Source organism: Pseudofrankia sp. DC12, assembly GCF_000966285.1.
In the GTDB taxonomy this organism is placed as follows: Bacteria; Actinomycetota; Actinomycetes; order Frankiales; family Frankiaceae; genus Pseudofrankia.
In genome coordinates this window covers 1,605,901-1,622,039 of record NZ_KQ031391.1, presented here as the reverse complement: position 1 = coordinate 1,622,039, position 16,139 = coordinate 1,605,901, and the positions used below count along the sequence as shown (strand labels likewise).

16 protein-coding genes are annotated in these 16,139 nt (G+C 74.5%); 6 read left to right on the top strand and 10 right to left on the bottom strand.

What is annotated here, in order from left to right; translation table 11 throughout:
- The first annotated feature begins 30 nt into the window (after nt 1-30).
- Nucleotides 31-465, top strand: coding sequence for a cytidine deaminase (cdd, locus tag FRADC12_RS06595; RefSeq protein WP_198152805.1), 435 nt, complete (start codon nt 31-33; stop codon nt 463-465).
- A 38-nt stretch (nt 466-503) separates the two neighbouring features.
- Nucleotides 504-1,463, top strand: a complete 960-nt coding sequence (locus tag FRADC12_RS06590) for a PfkB family carbohydrate kinase (RefSeq protein ID WP_045875979.1) — start codon at nt 504-506, stop codon at nt 1,461-1,463.
- A gap of 13 nt (nt 1,464-1,476) precedes the next feature.
- Here the strand turns inward: FRADC12_RS06590 and FRADC12_RS06585 are convergent, their stop codons facing one another.
- On the bottom strand, nt 1,477-2,835 hold the full coding sequence (locus FRADC12_RS06585) for a hypothetical protein (RefSeq protein ID WP_045875978.1): 1,359 nt from the start codon (nt 2,833-2,835) through the stop codon (nt 1,477-1,479).
- A 255-nt stretch (nt 2,836-3,090) separates the two neighbouring features.
- Here FRADC12_RS06585 and FRADC12_RS06580 point away from each other — a divergent pair, with 255 nt between their 5' ends.
- A complete protein-coding gene (locus FRADC12_RS06580; protein ID WP_045875977.1) occupies nt 3,091-3,714 on the top strand; it encodes a TM2 domain-containing protein in 624 nt (207 codons plus the stop codon).
- Nucleotides 3,715-3,841: 127 nt separating this feature from the next.
- Here the strand turns inward: FRADC12_RS06580 and FRADC12_RS06575 are convergent, their stop codons facing one another.
- Nucleotides 3,842-4,600, bottom strand: a complete 759-nt coding sequence (locus FRADC12_RS06575) for an alpha/beta hydrolase family protein (protein WP_084011276.1) — start codon at nt 4,598-4,600, stop codon at nt 3,842-3,844.
- 198 nt (nt 4,601-4,798) lie between these two features.
- Here FRADC12_RS06575 and FRADC12_RS06570 point away from each other — a divergent pair, with 198 nt between their 5' ends.
- The gene (locus tag FRADC12_RS06570; protein ID WP_045875975.1) at nt 4,799-6,133 is read left to right on the top strand and encodes a hypothetical protein; all 1,335 of its coding nucleotides are present in this window, start codon (nt 4,799-4,801) and stop codon (nt 6,131-6,133) included.
- 65 nt (nt 6,134-6,198) lie between these two features.
- The gene (locus FRADC12_RS06565) at nt 6,199-7,053 is read left to right on the top strand and encodes a patatin-like phospholipase family protein (RefSeq protein ID WP_045875974.1); all 855 of its coding nucleotides are present in this window, start codon (nt 6,199-6,201) and stop codon (nt 7,051-7,053) included.
- 3 nt (nt 7,054-7,056) lie between these two features.
- Here FRADC12_RS06565 and FRADC12_RS06560 read toward each other — a convergent pair whose 3' ends face one another.
- From FRADC12_RS06560 to FRADC12_RS06525, 8 genes are all read right to left on the bottom strand, one after another.
- Nucleotides 7,057-7,833 (bottom strand): tryptophan 2,3-dioxygenase, encoded by a 777-nt coding sequence (locus FRADC12_RS06560; RefSeq protein ID WP_045875973.1) that lies wholly within the window; start codon nt 7,831-7,833, stop codon nt 7,057-7,059.
- The gene (locus FRADC12_RS06555) at nt 7,830-9,176 is read right to left on the bottom strand and encodes an FAD-dependent oxidoreductase (RefSeq protein ID WP_045875972.1); all 1,347 of its coding nucleotides are present in this window, start codon (nt 9,174-9,176) and stop codon (nt 7,830-7,832) included. Before FRADC12_RS06555 ends, FRADC12_RS06560 begins: the two co-directional genes overlap by 4 nt.
- On the bottom strand, nt 9,169-10,452 hold the full coding sequence (kynU, locus tag FRADC12_RS06550) for a kynureninase (protein WP_045875971.1): 1,284 nt from the start codon (nt 10,450-10,452) through the stop codon (nt 9,169-9,171). Before kynU ends, FRADC12_RS06555 begins: the two co-directional genes overlap by 8 nt.
- Nucleotides 10,449-11,564 (bottom strand): amidohydrolase family protein, encoded by a 1,116-nt coding sequence (locus FRADC12_RS06545; protein ID WP_232303649.1) that lies wholly within the window; start codon nt 11,562-11,564, stop codon nt 10,449-10,451. Before FRADC12_RS06545 ends, kynU begins: the two co-directional genes overlap by 4 nt.
- A gap of 9 nt (nt 11,565-11,573) precedes the next feature.
- Entirely contained in the window at nt 11,574-12,095 is a 522-nt protein-coding gene (locus tag FRADC12_RS06540) for a 3-hydroxyanthranilate 3,4-dioxygenase (RefSeq protein ID WP_045875970.1), read from the bottom strand.
- A complete protein-coding gene (locus tag FRADC12_RS06535; RefSeq protein ID WP_045875969.1) occupies nt 12,092-12,529 on the bottom strand; it encodes a RidA family protein in 438 nt (145 codons plus the stop codon). Before FRADC12_RS06535 ends, FRADC12_RS06540 begins: the two co-directional genes overlap by 4 nt.
- On the bottom strand, nt 12,522-13,355 hold the full coding sequence (locus tag FRADC12_RS06530; protein WP_052710733.1) for a 2-keto-4-pentenoate hydratase: 834 nt from the start codon (nt 13,353-13,355) through the stop codon (nt 12,522-12,524). The genes FRADC12_RS06535 and FRADC12_RS06530 overlap by 8 nt, the downstream gene beginning before the upstream one ends.
- A gap of 182 nt (nt 13,356-13,537) precedes the next feature.
- Entirely contained in the window at nt 13,538-15,085 is a 1,548-nt protein-coding gene (locus tag FRADC12_RS06525) for a 2-hydroxymuconic semialdehyde dehydrogenase (protein WP_157488731.1), read from the bottom strand.
- Nucleotides 15,086-15,169: 84 nt separating this feature from the next.
- Between FRADC12_RS06525 and FRADC12_RS06520 the strand changes: the two genes are divergently transcribed.
- Nucleotides 15,170-16,126: a LysR substrate-binding domain-containing protein gene (locus tag FRADC12_RS06520; RefSeq protein ID WP_084010494.1), complete on the top strand. Its 957-nt coding sequence runs from the start codon at nt 15,170-15,172 to the stop codon at nt 16,124-16,126.
- Nucleotides 16,127-16,139: the final 13 nt, after the last annotated feature.

Sequence of the window (16,139 nt, the reverse complement as noted above, 5' to 3'; positions counted from 1 at the left end):
CCGACTCGTCGTCCCGTTCAGGAGGCCATGGTGAGCACCGCGCGGATCGACGACCAGACCGTCGAGGAGCTCGTGCGGCTGGCGACCGCGGCCACCCAGTTCGCGTATGCGCCCTATTCCGAGTTCCAGGTCGGCGCGGCACTCCTGACCGGGGATGGCCGGTACTACTCGGGTGCCAACGTGGAGAACCGGTCCTACCCGATGTCGATCTGCGCCGAGCGGGCGGCGATCGCCAAGGCCGTCACCGAGGATGCGGCGGCCCTGGAGATCGTGGCCGTGGCCGTGGTCGAGGGGGGCGGCGGGCCGTGCGCGCCCTGCGGCGGGTGCCGTCAGGTGATCTCCGAGTTCGCCCGGCCCGGCGCGCTGCTCGTCTACCGGGACGGGTCCGGGCAGTTCAAGCGGGTGACGGTCGAGGAGGCGTTGCCAGACGCGCGGGCCTTCCTCACGACGCCACCGCTTCTCTAGATGGTCCGGGCTGGCCGGACGGCCCGGGCTGGCCGCCGGTGAGCCGGGCCGAGCCCGCCTCGGCGCGGCGGTCGATCTCCGGGCTGCGCCTGGTCGTGGTCGGCTCCTACCACGCCGACCTGCTGATGAGTACCCCGCGTCTGCCGGACTGGGGTGACGACCTGCGGCCCGAGTCGGTCCGGACGGTCCCGGGTGGCAAGGGCCTGAACCTGGCGGTGACGCTCGCCCGGGCTGGCACCCAGGTGACCGCCGTTGGCGTGCTCGGCACCGACGCCGTCGGGTCGTCGTTGCTCGCGACGCTCGTCACCGAGGGCGTCGACGTCACGGCGATCGCGCGCCAGCCGGCTGCGGCGACGCCCGTCTGCCTCGTCTTCACCGCCCCTGACGGCCGGACGGCCTTCGTGTGGCGCCGTCCCGACGAGTATGCGATCACCCCTGAGGTGCTCGGCCACGCGAAGAAGGCGATTGCCGGCGCGGACGCCGTCCTGCTCACGTTCGAGGCGGCGGAGGCGTTCGCGCGGGTCGTCGAGATCTCCCGGGCGCAGGGCACGCTGGTGATCGTCAACCCGGGGCCGGCCCCCGAGGACCGGCGCGAGCTCGACGCCGTGCGCTGGGACCTCGTCGACGTCCTCGTTCCCAACGAGTCCGAGGCGCGTGCCCTGCTGCCCCCCGGCCATCCGGCCCGGACCGGCGCCGCCGAGCGTCTCGCCGACGCCGTCGGGCGGGCGCTCGGCGTCCCACTGGTCTGCGTCACCCTGGCCGAACGCGGCTGCGTGGTCTTCGACGGCGCGACCACCCGCGCGTACCCGGCGCACGTCACCGAGGTCGTCGACACGACCGCCGCCAGCGACGCCTTCACCGCCGTCTTCGCCGCCTGCCACCTCGCCGGGCTGGACCAGGCCGAGGCCGTCGACCGGGCCCAGGCCGCCGCCGCGCGGACCGTCACCCGTCCCGGCGCCTACGAGGCGCTGCCCACCCGGGCGGACCTCGCCCACTGACCGGCCCGCGGGGTCAGCGGCAGTGCACCCGCCGGGTCCACAGCAGGACGGGCGGGGTCGCGCTGCCGCTGCCGCCGTAGGTGTGCTGCCAGCTGCCGAGCGCGTTGGTCTGCTGGGGGCGGACGGCGAGCACCAGTGGGGTGCCGGGCCGGATGCCGGACTGGCCCTTCGCCGTCGGCATGCCCTGGACCCAGCGCGTGTAGAGATCGGTGACGTCCGCGGTGATCTCGCGGGGCTGGGCCGCGGGCGGGGCCGGCTGGCCGTCGGCGCCGGGCTGGCCGGCGGCGGGGCTCGGCGGGTTGTAGGGCGTCCAGTCGAGGTCGCCGCGAGGCCGGTTCGCGACCAGGTCGAGGGCCGGCACCGTGGCCGGGACCGTCCCCCGTGCCAGGCCGGTCAGCGCCGAGGGATAGACGCCGAGCGGGTAGAAGCCCTCGTCGCCGACCGTGCCCTCGCTCGTCAGCAGGGTCAGCCGAAGCTGGACCTGGGCCACGCAGGCCAGCGGCGCTGGCAGCAACGGGAAGACGAGCTCACCGGTGAGCAGATGGTCGTCGCCGCGGCGCGGCACGTGCCGGTACGTCCGGCCGACCGGAACTCCGTCCGTGGCGGCGGTGACCGCCGTGCGGTGGCCGCTGCCGGCCGCGTACGCGCTCAGCAGGAAGGTCCGGGTCGCCGCGATCGGGACGCCGGGCAGCTCGGTGACCGGGGGCGGGAGGGCCGTCGTAGGGGCCGCGACGACCGCCGGGGCGCTGGGGGTGGGCAGCAGCGGGCGAAGCACGGCCGGGCCGCCGCCCATCAGCCCGAGCACCACCGACCCGAAGGCGATCAGCAGGACGGCGCCGCCCGTCGTCGTCAGGAAGATCCGGCCACCGCGCCCGGGCGAACGCAGCGTCACGCCGAGGCGTTGGTCGAGGACGCGTTCGATGCCGCGGCCAAGCCGGGCCAGCGCGGCCCGCGTCACCCGGGCGCGGCGCAGCGCCAGGCGGCCGGGGCCACCGACGCCGGCCGCCGCCCGGACGGCCAGCCGGCCCAGGCGGCGCCCTGACCAGCGCAGGCCCAGGCCGCTGGGCGTCGTCGCGACCCGCGCGGTCCGGACCGACGCCAGGGCCGCCCGGGCGGTGGCGGTCGCGGCCCGCCGGGCCCGGGGCAACCCGCGGCGGCCGAGCGTCCTGCGGCGCCCGAACCGGCCGGAGCGCTGTGCGGGCGCCCGGTAGAGCGCCACCGTCGGGGCGCTGGGGCTGCCAGCGGCTGCCGTGCCCGTCGGGCGCGGCCCCGAGGCCGTCGGCGTCGTCGGTGGCTCGGGATGCGTCGGATCGACCGGCGTCGGCGGCCTGACGTCGCCTCGCGTCGGCGCCACCACCGAGAGGTTGTCCATGCGTGAGCTCCCCGGCCAGTCCGCTGTTGGTCGGGCCGGCCGGTGCCGCGACTCCCTCCGACTCTTCGTGGTGAAGATGTCACTTCAAGTCGCGTTCCGACACCGAGGCGCGCCGGTTGCACCTGTGGGCCTCCTGTGTCCCGGCAGATGCCGCTAGCCTGCCGGCAGCACGGTGTCGGGTCGGGGACGCGCGCGCCTACCTCCTGGATCGCTGCTGGTACGTTCCGGCCCGATTCAGACCTTGGGAGTGCCGCCATGCCGACCCCAGCTCCCGGCCAGTCGCCGGACCCGTTCGCCAAGCCCGGGCCGGAGCAGGCCCCCGCCGGCGGGCCGGCCTACCCGCCGGCGCCCGGGCCCTATGGTGACCCGACCGCGCCGTATGCCGGCGGCTACGGGGCCAGTCCCGGTGACCCGAACGCCGGGTACGGCTACCCGCCCGCCGGCTACCCGCCGGTCGACCCGAACTCCGCCTACGGCACCCCGCCGGGCGGTGGCTACCCGGCCGGCGACCCGAACGCGGCCTACGGCCAGCCTGGCGGCTACGGCCCGGGCTACCCCCCGCCGCCAGGCGGCCCGGGCTTCGGCTACCCGCAGCCCGGCTACGGCCATCCCGGCGCCTGGGGAGCGGACCCAGCGGCGCCCTACGGTCGGCACCCCATGACCGGCGAGCCCCTCTCCGACAAGGACAAGCTGACCGCCGGCCTGCTGGAGATCTTCCTCGGCTGGTGCGGCGCCGGCCGGTGGTACCTGGGCGACTACGGCATCGCCACCGCGCAGCTGCTCACCTGCGGCGGCCTGCACATCTGGTCGCTGATCGACGGCATCATGATGTTGATGGGCAACGTCCGCGACAAGCAGGGCCGCCCGCTGCGGGACTGACCATGATCTCCGGGGAGCAGCTGGCGGGCTTCGCCGTCGCGGCGTCCGTGCTGATCGTGATTCTGGGCCCGAGCGTGGTGGCCGGACCGGCCTGGTGGCCGGACCGGCCTGGTGACCGGCGCGGGCGTCAGCCGAGCAGCTCCGGGAGGGCGTCGACCACCATGGCCCAGTCGGGCCCGGCCGGGTCGATCAGCGTGTAGTGGTCGCCCGGGGTCTCCAGGAGCCGCGCTCGGGCGCCCGCGGCGGTCGCGGCCTCGACGTAGCGGGCGCTCTGGGCGAACGGCACCTCGTCGTCGGCGCGGGCGTGCGCGCACAGCACCGGAACGCCGAGCGGGATCGCCGCGGCCGGATCCGCCAGCCGGTAGGCCTCGGGAAGGTCGGCCGGGGTCCCGCCCATCAGGTCGACGGCCGCCGTGCCGCCGACGCCGTCGCGCGCGCAGTCCGCCAGGCAGACGGCGCCGGCCTGGGAGACGACGGCCGTCAGCTCGACGCCCGGCCCGGCCCCCGGCGCGCCCGCGGGCAGCTTCGACCGGCCGGCGGCCCAGACGGCGAGGTGGCCGCCCGCGCTGTGCCCGACGGCGACGAGCCGGGAGGTGTCGACCGGCAGCGTCGCCAGCAGGTCGATCCCGGCGGCGACATCGGCGAACGTGGCCGGCCAGCCGCCGCCGTGCCCGACCCGCCGGTACTCCAGGTTCCAGGCCGCGTAGCCGCGCCCGGCCAGGTCGCGGGCCAGCGGCCGGGCCAGCGTCGCGCTGTACCGGGCGCGCCAGAACCCGCCGTGGAGCAGGACGACGGTGGCTCGCGCGCCCGCCTGACCGCCGGCCGGCAGCCACAGCTCACCGAACTGGTCGCCATCCCGGCCATACCGGTGCGCTGTCGGTCGCACGGCCCACTCCCGCCGGTACAGAGAGAACATTTCCGCGCAGCCGTCGACTGGCCCTGCCGGCGGGCGCCACTCGACGTAGCCTGATCACGGGGGACGTGCGGTGCCCCCATCGGACGGCGGCGTGATCACGCTTCCGTCCGCGTCTGGAGGGCATCATGCCCTCAGGCCGTGCCCGGGCGCACGGGGAGGTGGTCGCCGATGAGCCGGTATGCGGTGGACGTCCACGACCACGCGCTGGTGGTGTCCTGGGACACCGGGCTGGGCGACGTGGCCGCGCGGATCGCCCAGTTCCCGACGACGGTGGACGAGTCGGACGCCCTTTCGCTGGCGCGGACGCTGACGTTCCTGTCCGCCGCGGCCTGGCGCACGTACACCCATCCGGAAGAAGCCGCCCTGCAGGCGTTGCCGACCGGCGACGACAACCTCAGCGGCCGCGGCCGGGAGGTCTTCGGCAAGGTGGTCGCGGCGATCGAGAGCCCGCACCTGCCGCGCGACGGCCTGATCCAGCAGGCCGTGGTCGTCGTCGAGGAGGCCGCGCACCGGGTCGGCCGGGCTCTGCACACGATCGCCGACCCCGAGCTGACCATCCAGGTCGCCGCCGACGTGCGCGCCGAGCTGGACGCGGTCGAGCGCGCCGAGCTGGGTGAGCTGTCCGGCCGGGCGCGGCAGGCGGTGACCCTGAGCCGGGCCGACGCCTCGCCGCTGCAGATCGCCGCGGCCGACATGCTGCTGCGCGGGGACCCGCTGGGCTCCCGGGCGCTGTTCACCGACGTCGAGCCGACCGCCGCCGCCATCGCGGCCGCGCACTGGCTGCACGCGGCGGCGATCGTCGCGGCCCAGCACGCCGACCTCGACGTCACCCAGGTCGTCGCCGAGGCGGACGCGATCGAGCCGCTGCCGCACCGGACGCCGACTCTGGTATTGCACCAGGTCGAGGCGGGCGACTCGCCGCGGGAGGCCGTGCTCGACCTGATCTCGCACGCGATGGTCGTCGCCGAGGGGCGCAACCCGGACCTGGACGACATCTTCGAATGGGTCGCCGAGATCGTCGAGGACGGCGGCCCGCACGACGCCGACGGCGAGGACGACGGCCCGCTGCCGCGCCTGCTGACCCGCCCGCCGACGCCGGTCGACGGCCTCGCGATCCAGATCCGCGGCGGCCTTGACGACGGCTCGGACGACGACCGCCCCGACGACCCGCTCGGCCTGGCCGACGATGACGACGAGGACGACGACGAGCTGGGCGAGACCGTCGTGCTGCCGGACCGGCTCACCCCGCTGGACCCGCGCCGCCCGGCCGTCGACCTGCTGGAGGACCTGCTCGCCGGGATCCACGGCTGCTGGCTGCTGTACCGCGAGTTCGCCGACCCGCCGGCCGTCCCGCGCCCGCCTGAGCCGGCCGCCGTCAGCGCCGTCGCGCCGACCGCCGAGACCGTCGCCGCGGCCCGCCGGCTGCGGCGCGAGCAGCTGCGGCACGCGTTCGACGACGAGGTGCGCGCCGCGGCCGCCACCCTGCGCGACCAGCTCGTCTAGCCCGTGGTACGCAGGCATGGCAGTGTTCGGCGAGGCCGGTAGGCCGGCGTAGGAGGCTGGGGCGCATGTCGCGGGCGCTGGTGCTCGGTGGCGGCGGGCTCGCCGGGCTGGCCTGGGAGATCGGGCTGCTCGCCGAGCTCACCAGCGGTGGCTCGGACCTGGCCGCGGCCGACACGGTGATCGGGTCGTCGGCCGGCTCGGTGGCCGGCGCGCTGCTGCGGACCGAGCCGACCCTCCAGACTTCGCTCGCCTTCCAGCTGGCGGCGCACGAGGCGGGCACCGAGCTGTCGGTCAAGCTCGACCCGGAGCTGCTGTGGACCATGTTCGGCGAGGCCGTCAGCGGCGCCCGTGACCTGGAGTCCGCGCTGTCCCGGATCGGCGCGATGGCCCTGGCCACCCCGACCGTCGCCGAGGCCGAGCGCCGCCGCGTCATCGAGTCCCGGCTGCCCAGCCACGACTGGCCGCCGGCCCGGCTGCTCGTGACCGCGATCGACGCGGAGCGCGGCACGCTGCTCGCGTTCGACAAGGACGCGGGCGTGCCCCTGGTCGACGCGGTCACGGCCAGCTGCGCCGTGCCCGGGGTCTGGCCGCCGGTGACGATCGGCGACCGGCGCTACATCGACGGCGGCTCCGGCTCGCCGACGAACGCCACCCTCGCCGCCGGCCACGACGTGGTGCTCATCGTCGCGGCCATGACGATGCCCGCCCGCGGTCCGTTCCTCGGCCTCGACGACGAGGTCCACGAGTTGGAGTCGGCCGGCAGCCGGGTGATGGTGATCGGGACCGACGACGCGGCCCAGTCCGCCTTCGGCGTGAACCCGCTGGACCCGAGCGTGCGCCCGGCCTCGGCCCGCGCCGGCCGCCGCCAGGGCCGCTACCTCGCCTCCACCGTCCGCGCCTTCTGGACCGGCACGCCGTAGCGGTCAGGGCCGGGACCGGACCTGCCAGAGGTCGGGGAAGCTGGGCCGAAAGAGGGTCGAGCGCAGGTAGGCGCTGCCGGCCGAGCCGCCGGTGCCGGCGCGCGGGCCGATGATGCGTTCGACCATCTTGAGGTGGCGGTAGCGCCATTCCTGGATGCCCTCGTCGATGTCGACGAGGCCCTCGCAGACCCCGGCCGGGGCGGCCCGTTCGTCCTGGTAGACCTCCACGAGCGCGGCCTGGACCGCGTCGTCGCCCGGCCATGGCTCGCTTGGGTCCCGGTCCAGGATCTCGGCGGGGAGCTGCCAGCCGGCGGTGGCCAGGTAGCGCAGCAGCGAGTCGAAGACGGACCGGCGGCCCACGATCGCGTCGAGCGTCGCGTCGCCGGTGGGGTGTGGGAAGTCGCGCCGGCCGAGCGTCGCCTCGATCCAGCGGAACTGGGACGACTGGAACCCGCTGGACGAGCCGAGCTCCGGGCGGAAGCCCGCGAACTGGCGCGGGGTCATCGTCTCCAGGACGTCCAGCTGCCCGACGACCGTCTTGAGGATCTTCGCGACGCGCCCCGCGGTGTGCATGGAGCCGACGCCGTCCCCGGCTTCCAAACGGCGCTGCAGCAGGGCCAGCTCGTGCAGGATCTGCTTGAACCACAGCTCGTACACCTGGTGGATCACCACGAACAGCAGCTCGTCGTGCTCGGCGGTGCGCGGGTGCTGGGCCGCGAGCAGCTCGTCGAGGTGCAGGTAGCTGCCATAGGTGAGTTCGTCGTGGCCCGGCCCGGTCATCGGCGCCCGCCGCGGCTGGCGCCGACGACGGTGGCGGCCCCGAGGCCCGCGATCCCGGCCGCGGCCAGCGCCGTGAGCCGGGCCTGCCGGCGCATCCGGGGCGGGATCTCGGCGTAGGGCATCGTGGTGAAGCTGACCAGCTCGTAACGGGAGACGAAGCGGCCGGGCAGCCGGCGCTCCAGCCAGTGCCCGGCGGCGGCCTTCGCCTGGAACGCCTTCGAGCTCACCCGGTCGCGCATCTCGACGAAGTTGTCCAGGGCCATCTCGGCGATCGCGTCGCAGTTCGCCTTGCGGCGGCGTTCGTACGCGGCCAGCGCGCCCGGCCAGCCGTTCCCGCTCTCGGCCAGGCAGCGGTCGATCTCGACGCAGTCCTCGAACGCGCAGTTCGCGCCCTGGCCGAAGAACGGCACGATGGCGTGCGCGGCGTCGCCGACGAGCGCGAGCGTCGCCGCCGCGCCGCCGTGCACCCACGGCCAGGCGCGGATCGTCGCCAGGGAGCCGAGCGGGTTGTGCAGGTAGTCCTCGACCAGGTCCGGAGCCAGCTCGGCGACGTCGGGATAGTGCGCCTGGAAATGCTCGGCGATCTGGGCCGGGGACCGCAGCGCCGCGAACTGCTCGGACGTCCAGAAGAGGGTGCAGGTGAACGACCGGTCGAGGTTGGGCAGGGCGATCATCATCGACTCCCCGCGTGGCCAGATGTGCAGCGCGTCCGGGTCCAGCGCGAACTCGCCGTCCCTGGCCGGGATCGTCAGCTCCTTGTACCGGTGGTCCAGGTAGTCCTGGCCGAACGTGAAACCGGTACGGAAGGTGACCGTGCGCCGTGCCGCGCTGAAGGCGCCGTCGCAGGCCAGCACGAGGTCGGCCTGGGCCAGCCGCGGCCCTTCGTCGGTGGCGAACCGCAGCTCTCCGGTGTCCAGATCCAGGTGGGTGAGCCGGCAGCCGAACGCCACGTTCACCCCGGGGGTCTTCACGGCGACGTCGAGCAGCGCGAGGTTCAGCTCGGACCGGCTGATCGAGTTGATCGCGCGGCGGCCGTCGGCGCTGTACGGCCGGAAGCTGCGCCCGCCCGCCGGGTCGTGGACCATCCGCCCGTGCATCGGCAGCGCCCGGGACAGTGCCTGCTCCCGCAGCCCGACGTGGTCGAGCGCGGCCAGCCCTCGCGCGGAGATGGCCAGGTTGATCGAGCGCCCGCGTTCCGGCGGCGCGGCGCGGGGATCCTCGCGCCGCTCGTAGACGTTCACCTGCATCCCGCGCCGGCCCAGCAGGGTCGCCAGCAGGCAGCCGGCCAGCCCGGCTCCGATGATCACGACCCGCGGCTCGTCGGCGGTGGGCCACTCAGGCATCGAGCACCTCCGCGAGCGCGCCGGCGGCCCGCCAGCAGTCGTGGAAGGTGCAGTACATCGGCGCGGGGGCCAGCCGGATGACGTCCGGGCGGCGGGCGTCGGCGACGACGCCGTGGGCGTGCCGCAGCCGCTCGGTCACTGGGCCGGCCTCACGGCCGCGGACGCGGACCGAGAGCTGGGCGCCCCGGCGCTCCGGTTCGCGCGGGGTGATGATCTCGGCGGCCCGCGCCGCGCAGACCTCGTCGAGCAGCGACTCCAGGTAGGCGGTCAGCCGCACGCTCCTGGCCCGCAGCGCCGTCATGCCGGTCTGGTCGAACATCTCCAAGGAGAGCAGCACCGGGGCCAGCGCGAGGATCGGCGGGTTGGACAGCTGCCACCCGTCGGCCGAGTCCACCGGCGTGACCGTCGGTTCCATCTGGAACCGGCTCGCGGGGTCGGTCGACCACCAGCCGGCGAGCCTCGGCAGCGTCCGGTCGGCCAGGTGCCGCTCGTGGACGAAGGCGCCGGCGAGCGAGCCCGGACCGGAGTTCAGGTACTTGTACGAGCACCAGGCGGCCCAGTCCGCGCCCGCGTCGTGCAGCCGGAGCTCGACGTTGCCGGCGGCATGGGCCAGGTCCCAGCCGGCGACGGCGCCGGCCGCGTGGGCGGCCGCGGTGATGGCGGCGATGTCGAGAAGCTCGCCGCTGTAGTAGTTGACCGCGCCGAGCAGCACGAGCGCGACGCCCGCGCCGTGCGCGGCCAGGTAGGCGACGACGTCCTCCGAGCGCAGCGCGGCCTCGCCCGCGCGCGGTGCCAGCCGGATCACCGCGTCGTCCGGGTCGTAGCCGTGGAAGGCGGCCTGTGACCGGACCGCATAGCTGTCCGACGGGAAGGCGCTGTCCTCGATGACGATCCGGTGCCGCTGCGGGGTCGGCCGGTAGAAGCTGACCATCAGTAGGTGCAGGTTGACCGTGAGGGAGTTCATCACGACGACCTCGCTCGGCAGCGCCCCGACCAGGCGTGCGGCCGGCTCCCTGGCCAGGTCGTGGTAGGGCAGCCACGGCCGGCGCGCCTCCAGATGCCCTTCGACACCGAGGCGGGCCCAGTCGTCCAGCTCCTCGCCGAGCCGGGCTTGCAGCGCCTTCGGCTGCAGCCCGAGCGAGTTCCCGGCGAAGTAGGCCGCCTCGCCGGAACCGTGCGGCGGGATGTGGAACTCGTCTCGCCGGGTCGGCAGCGGGTCGTGGGCATCCAGCTCCCGGGCCTGGCGCTCCTGGTCGAGCAGCGCGAGCGGGCTCACCGCGCGGCTCGATCCGCCGAGGCTGAGGCTGAGGCCGAGGTGGGGGTGGGGGCCGGGCCGCTTTCGGAGGGCGTGGCGAGCCCGAGGAAGGCCCGCGCGTTGCCGTTGAGCAGCCGGGCGCGGGTCGGGGCGTCCAGGAAGTCGGCCGTCCTGACGACGGAGCCGGCCGGCCGCTCGCCGAGCGGGTAGGGATAGTCGCTGCCGACGACGACCCGGTCGGCGCCGATCGTGTCGACCAGCAGCCGCAGCGCGCAGGCGTCGAAGACCACCGAGTCGACGTAGAACCGGCCGAGGTACCGCTCGGGGTGCAGCTCGGACGTGCCGATCACGTCGCCCCGCCGGTGCCAGGCGTTGGCGAGACGGCCGAGCCAGAAGGCGAACGAGCCGCCGCCGTGGGCGAAGCAGATCCGCAGCGACTCCTCGACCCGGTCGAAGACCCCGCCGAGGATCATCGCCAGGATCGACAGGTGCGTCTCGGACGGCATCCCGACCAACCACTGCGCCATCCACCGGTCGAGCCGCGGTGAGGTCGGCATGTCCCACGGGTGCACGAAGACCGGCGCGCCGAGGGCCGCCGCATGCTGCAGGAACGTCACGACGCCCTCGTTGTCGAGGTCGTGGTCGCCGACGTGGTTGCCGATCTCGACGCCGACGTGGCCGGCGGCCAGGCAGCGCTCCAGCTCGGCGCAGGCCGCGTCCGGGTCCTGTAGCGGGACCTGGCACATCGGCAGCAGCCGCCCGGGCGCCGGCTCGCAGATCTCCAGCGCCAGGTCGTTGAGGATGTACGCGATCTTCGCGGCCTGGGCGACGTCGTGGGCGTAGGAGAAGAAGACCGGGGTGGGGGAGACGGCCTGCTGGTGTACGCCGTCGGCGTCCATGTCGGCAAGCCGGAGCTCGGCGTCCCAGCAGTCCGCGGCGACCCGGCGGAACTCCCGGCCGGCCAGCATGATCATGACCTCGGTCTCGGTCTCGAACCGGGCGGTCGGTGTGTCCGGGCCGAGATCCGGCCAGCCGTGCGGCACGTAGTGGGTATGGACGTCGATGACGTCCGGACGGTGGATATCGGCCCGGCGCGCACTGTCACCAGGGTTCGGGGGCTCGGCGGGTCCCATGCGGCCCGGTCAGCCCTTGCCCGGGTGCACGGTGGCGCACTTGGGGCAGGTCCGGGCCTGTTCGTCGGCGTAGAAGGCGCTGAACACCGGCGGGAGGTCCTTGACGATGTCGCGCACCTGTAGCTCCGTCTCGTGCACCAGCGCCGCGCATTCCGGGCAGTACCACTGGAACTTCTCCAGCAGCCCCTCCTCCCGGATCCGCTCGACGACCAGCCCGGCCGAGCCCGCCTCCGGCCGCTGCGGCGAGTGCGGGACTCCCCGGGGCAGCAGCCAGGTCTCGCCCGCCCCGATGTCGATCCGCCGCGGGCTGCCGTCCTCGTCGATGACGTTGACGTGCATCGAGCCCCGCAGCTGGTGGAACCACTCCTCGTACGGGTCGACGTGGTAGTCGGTGCGGGCGTTCGGGCCGCCGACGACCTGGACGATGTAGTCGTCCCCGACCACCAGCGTCTTGTTGCCTACCGGTGGCTTCAGCAGGTGCTGGTTCTCTTTGATCCAGGCGCCGAGGTTGATCGGCTGGGAGAGGCTCATGGCTCGGCCTTTCTCGGGACGTACGCGACGGCCTGCATCTCGATCAGCAACAGCGGGTGCGGGAGCTGGTGGACGGCGACGGTCGTCCGGGTCGGCCCGGTCTCGTCGAAGAACTCGGCCCAGACCTCGTTGTAGCCGCCGAAGTCGTTCATGCTGACCAGGTAGGCCGTGACGTCCACGAGATCGGTCAGTCCGGCGCCCACGTCGGCGAGCAGCGCGCCCAGGTTCTCGATCACGGCTCTGGTCTGGGCCCGGATGTCCAGCGACGTCGTTCCCAGTGGGTCGACCGCCGCGCCGACGAACGTGTTGTCGGGCCGTCGTGAGGACGTCCCGGACAGGTAGACGAAGTCGCCCGCTCGCTTCACCTGCGGGAACCGCCCCCGTGGCGTCGCCTTCCCGGGGACCACGCTGGCTGAGGTGGAGGTTTCAGCCATCGGCCCCGGCCCCGGCCCCGGCCCCAGCCCCGGCCCCAGCCCCGGCCCCGGCCTCGGCGTGCACGCTCGCGGTGCCGAGGCCGAAGATCTCGACGCGCACCGGGCCGGGCCGCAGCGGCACGGCCGCCGTCGCCGCGCCGGCGAGGATCACCTGCCCGGCGCTCAGCGGGAACCCGTACTGGCGGGCGAGCGGGACCAGTGCCCGCAACGCGTTCAGCGGATGGCCGAGGATCTCGCTCGTGGACCCCGCCTCGACGGTCTCGCCGCCGGCGGACAGCTGCACCGGCAGCGCGCCGAGCGTCTGCCGCCACGACTCCGGCATCGGTGGGCACCACGCCCCGACGACGAAGAACGCCGCCGAGGTGTTGTCCGCGACCACGTCCGGCAGGCTGAACCGGAAGTCCGCGTACCGCGAGTCGATGATCTCCAGCGCCGCCGCGACCCCGCCGGTGCAGGCCACGATGTCCACGTCCGGGTCGCTCAGGTCGACGTCCCGGGCGAGCCGGAAGGCCACCTCGGGCTCCACCCGCGGATGGATCAGCTTGGTCAGGTCCACCGAGCCGCCGTCGGGCACCGTCATCGCGTCGGTGAGCTGGCCGCAGATGATCTCGGAGATCCCCATCTGCTCCATCTTCGCCCGGCTCGTCATCCCGAGCTTCGTGCCGACCAGCCGCTCACCGCGCGCCAGCCGCCGGCCGACGACGGCCCGCTGGATCCTGTAGGCGTCGGCCAGCTCCAGGCCGGCCGGCAGCTGGGGCACCGCCGTGACCCGCAGCCGCGCGCGGTCCAGATAGTCGGCCGTCTCCTCGACTGGCTCGTGACCCAACGGCGAGCTCTGTGTCTCTGGTTCGCTCCGTCGTGAGTCCGCTCCGCGGCCGTCCTCCGGGGTTCCTGCCAGATCGACGGAGCCGATCTGGGAGGTCCGCCTCGGACGACCACTCCGCGGACTCGCTCCCGGGGTTCCTGCCGGATCGGTGGAGCTTGCGGAGCCGGTCTGGGAGGTCCGGCTCACAGCGCCACGCACACGTTGGTCAGCTCCGTGTAGAAGTCCAGCGAGTGCTCGCCGCCCTCGCGGCCGATCCCGGACAGGCCGACGCCGCCGAAGGGCGAGCGCAGGTCCCGCAGGAACCAGGTGTTCACCCACGACAGCCCGACCCGCATCCGCTGCGCCACCCGGTGCCCGCGCGACAGGTTCGTCGTCCAGACCGCTGACGCCAGCCCGTAGTCGGTGTCGTTCGCGAGCCGGACGGCCTCGTCCTCGGTGTCGAACGGGACGAGCGCCGCGCACGGCCCGAAGATCTCCTCCCGCAGCGGCGCGTCCTCGTTCGTCAGCCCGGTCCACAACGTCGGGGAGATCCACGAGCCGCCGTCGAGGCCGCCACCCAGCGCCGGCACCCCGCCGCCGACCAGCACCCGCGCGCCCTGTTCCTCGGCTAGCCGGTAGTAGCCCAGCACCTTGTCGCGGTGCTCGGCGGAGATCAACGGGCCGGTGGTGGTCGCGGGGTCGTCCGGCCGGCCGAGCCGCAGCGCCTCCGCCTGCTTGACCAGCCCGGCCGTGACCTCGTCGAAGACCGGCCGCTCGACGTAGACCCGCTCCGTGCACAGGCAGACCTGGCCGGTGTTCGCGAACACCGAGCGGGTCAGGCCGGCGAGGGTCAGCTCCAGGTCGGCGTCCGCGAAGACGATCGCCGCGTTCTTGCCGCCCAGCTCGAACGACACCGGCCGCACCCGCGGCGCGACCGCCCGCATGATCGCCGACCCGGTCGCCGACGAGCCGGTGAACGTCACCCCGTCGACGCCGGGATGCTCGGTGAGGAACTGCCCCGCCGACCCCGGCCCGAAGCCGTGCACCACGTTGTAGACGCCGTCCGGTACGCCCGCCTCGGCGAGCACCTCGGCCAGCAGCGTCGCCGTCGTCGGCGTCCACTCGCTCGGCTTGACCACGACGGCGTTCCCGCAGGCCAGTGCCGGCGCGGCCTTCCAGGTCAGCAGCAGCAGCGGCAGGTTCCATGGGACGATCACGGCGACGACCCCGAGCGGCTTGCGGACCGCGTAGTTCAGCGCGTGCTTCCCGCCCGCGAGATCGGTCAGGAAGCTCGGCTGGCCGGCGGCGGCGACGGTGTCCGCGAACGCCCGGAAGTTCGCGACCGCGCGGGCCACGTCCAGCTCGCGGGCCTGCGCCAGCGGCTTGCCGGTGTCCCCGCTCTCGGCCAGCACGAACTCCTCGAACCGGGCCTCGACCCGGTCCGCGACCCGGCGCAGGAGCGCGGTTCGCTGCGCCACCGACAGACGTCCCCAGGGCCCGTCCAGCGCGGCCCGCGCGGCCCGCACCGCGCGATCCACGAGCGCCTGGTCCGACTCCTGCACCCAGGAGCGGACCGAGCCGTCGACCGGGTCGAGGTTGGCCCAGCTCGCGCCCGCGTCGACCGGGCGGCCGGCGACGACGGCACGCAGGACGGGCGGGTCCGCGCCGCCTGCCGTGGTGGTGGGGGTGGTGGTCCGGGGTGCGGCTCGCCCGGCCGTCGTCGGGCCGGCGGGGACGGTCGCGGATGCCATGCCCTCCAGTGTCGGGCGGCTCGATATGTTCCGCAAATACCGAGCGGGCCTCCAGGCATGCCCGGTCAGGCATATCGTGACGCGGTGGACCGGCCCCAGCTGCTCGACGGGCGCCTCAAGATCCGTCATCTGGTCTACCTCGACGCGATCGCGTCGGCGGGCAGCGTCGTGCGCGCCGCGGAACGCCTGCACGTCACCCAGCCGGTCGTCACCCGGGCGTTGCACGAGGTCGAGGACATCCTCGGGGTGCGCCTCTACGACCGGGGCCCGCGCGGGCTGACGCCGACCGCCTTCGGCGCCGCGTTCCTGGACCACGCCCGCGCCGTGCTCGCCCAGCTGCGCTCGGCGTCGGACCATCTCGCCGATCTCGCCGGCGCCGACACCGGCACGGTCACGGTCGGCACCTACCTCGCCGGATCGAACCTGCTGCTGCCGCTCGCGATCGAGGGGCTCAAGGCGGACCGGCCGCGGATCACGGTCATCGTGCGCGAGGCCAGCCCGGAGACGCTGGCGGCCGAGCTGCTCGCCGGCACCCTCGACCTGGTCGTCGGCCGGCTGACCCTCGGCGACGCCGCCCGCCTGCACCAGGAGACGCTCTACCGGGAGCCGATCCGCCTCGTCGCGCGCTCGGGCCATCCGGCGTGCGCCGCGGGCGCCGCGCGCCTCGCCGACCTGGTCGACTACCCCTGGGTCGTCCCGGTCGCCGAGACGGCGCTGCGCGGCGAGCTGGAGGCGGCGTTCCTGCACGAGTCGCTGCCACTGCCGGCCGACCGGGTCGAGTGCATGTCGATCCTGACGACCCGCCACCTGCTGCTGCACACCGACGCGATCGCGGCCCTGCCCGAGCTGGTCACCCGGGACGAGCTGGGCCTGACCCACCTGCCGGTCCCACTGCCGTCGCTCGGGTCATCCGTGGGCGTCACCATTCCGGTCGGCCGCCAGCACACCCCCGCCGCGCTGGCCCTCGCCGACTGCCTGCGGGCCGTCGCCGCCGACCTGCGCGTGGCGACGGGCCATCCGCGGGAGCGGACCGAGCCGTAGCCGCGCGATCGTT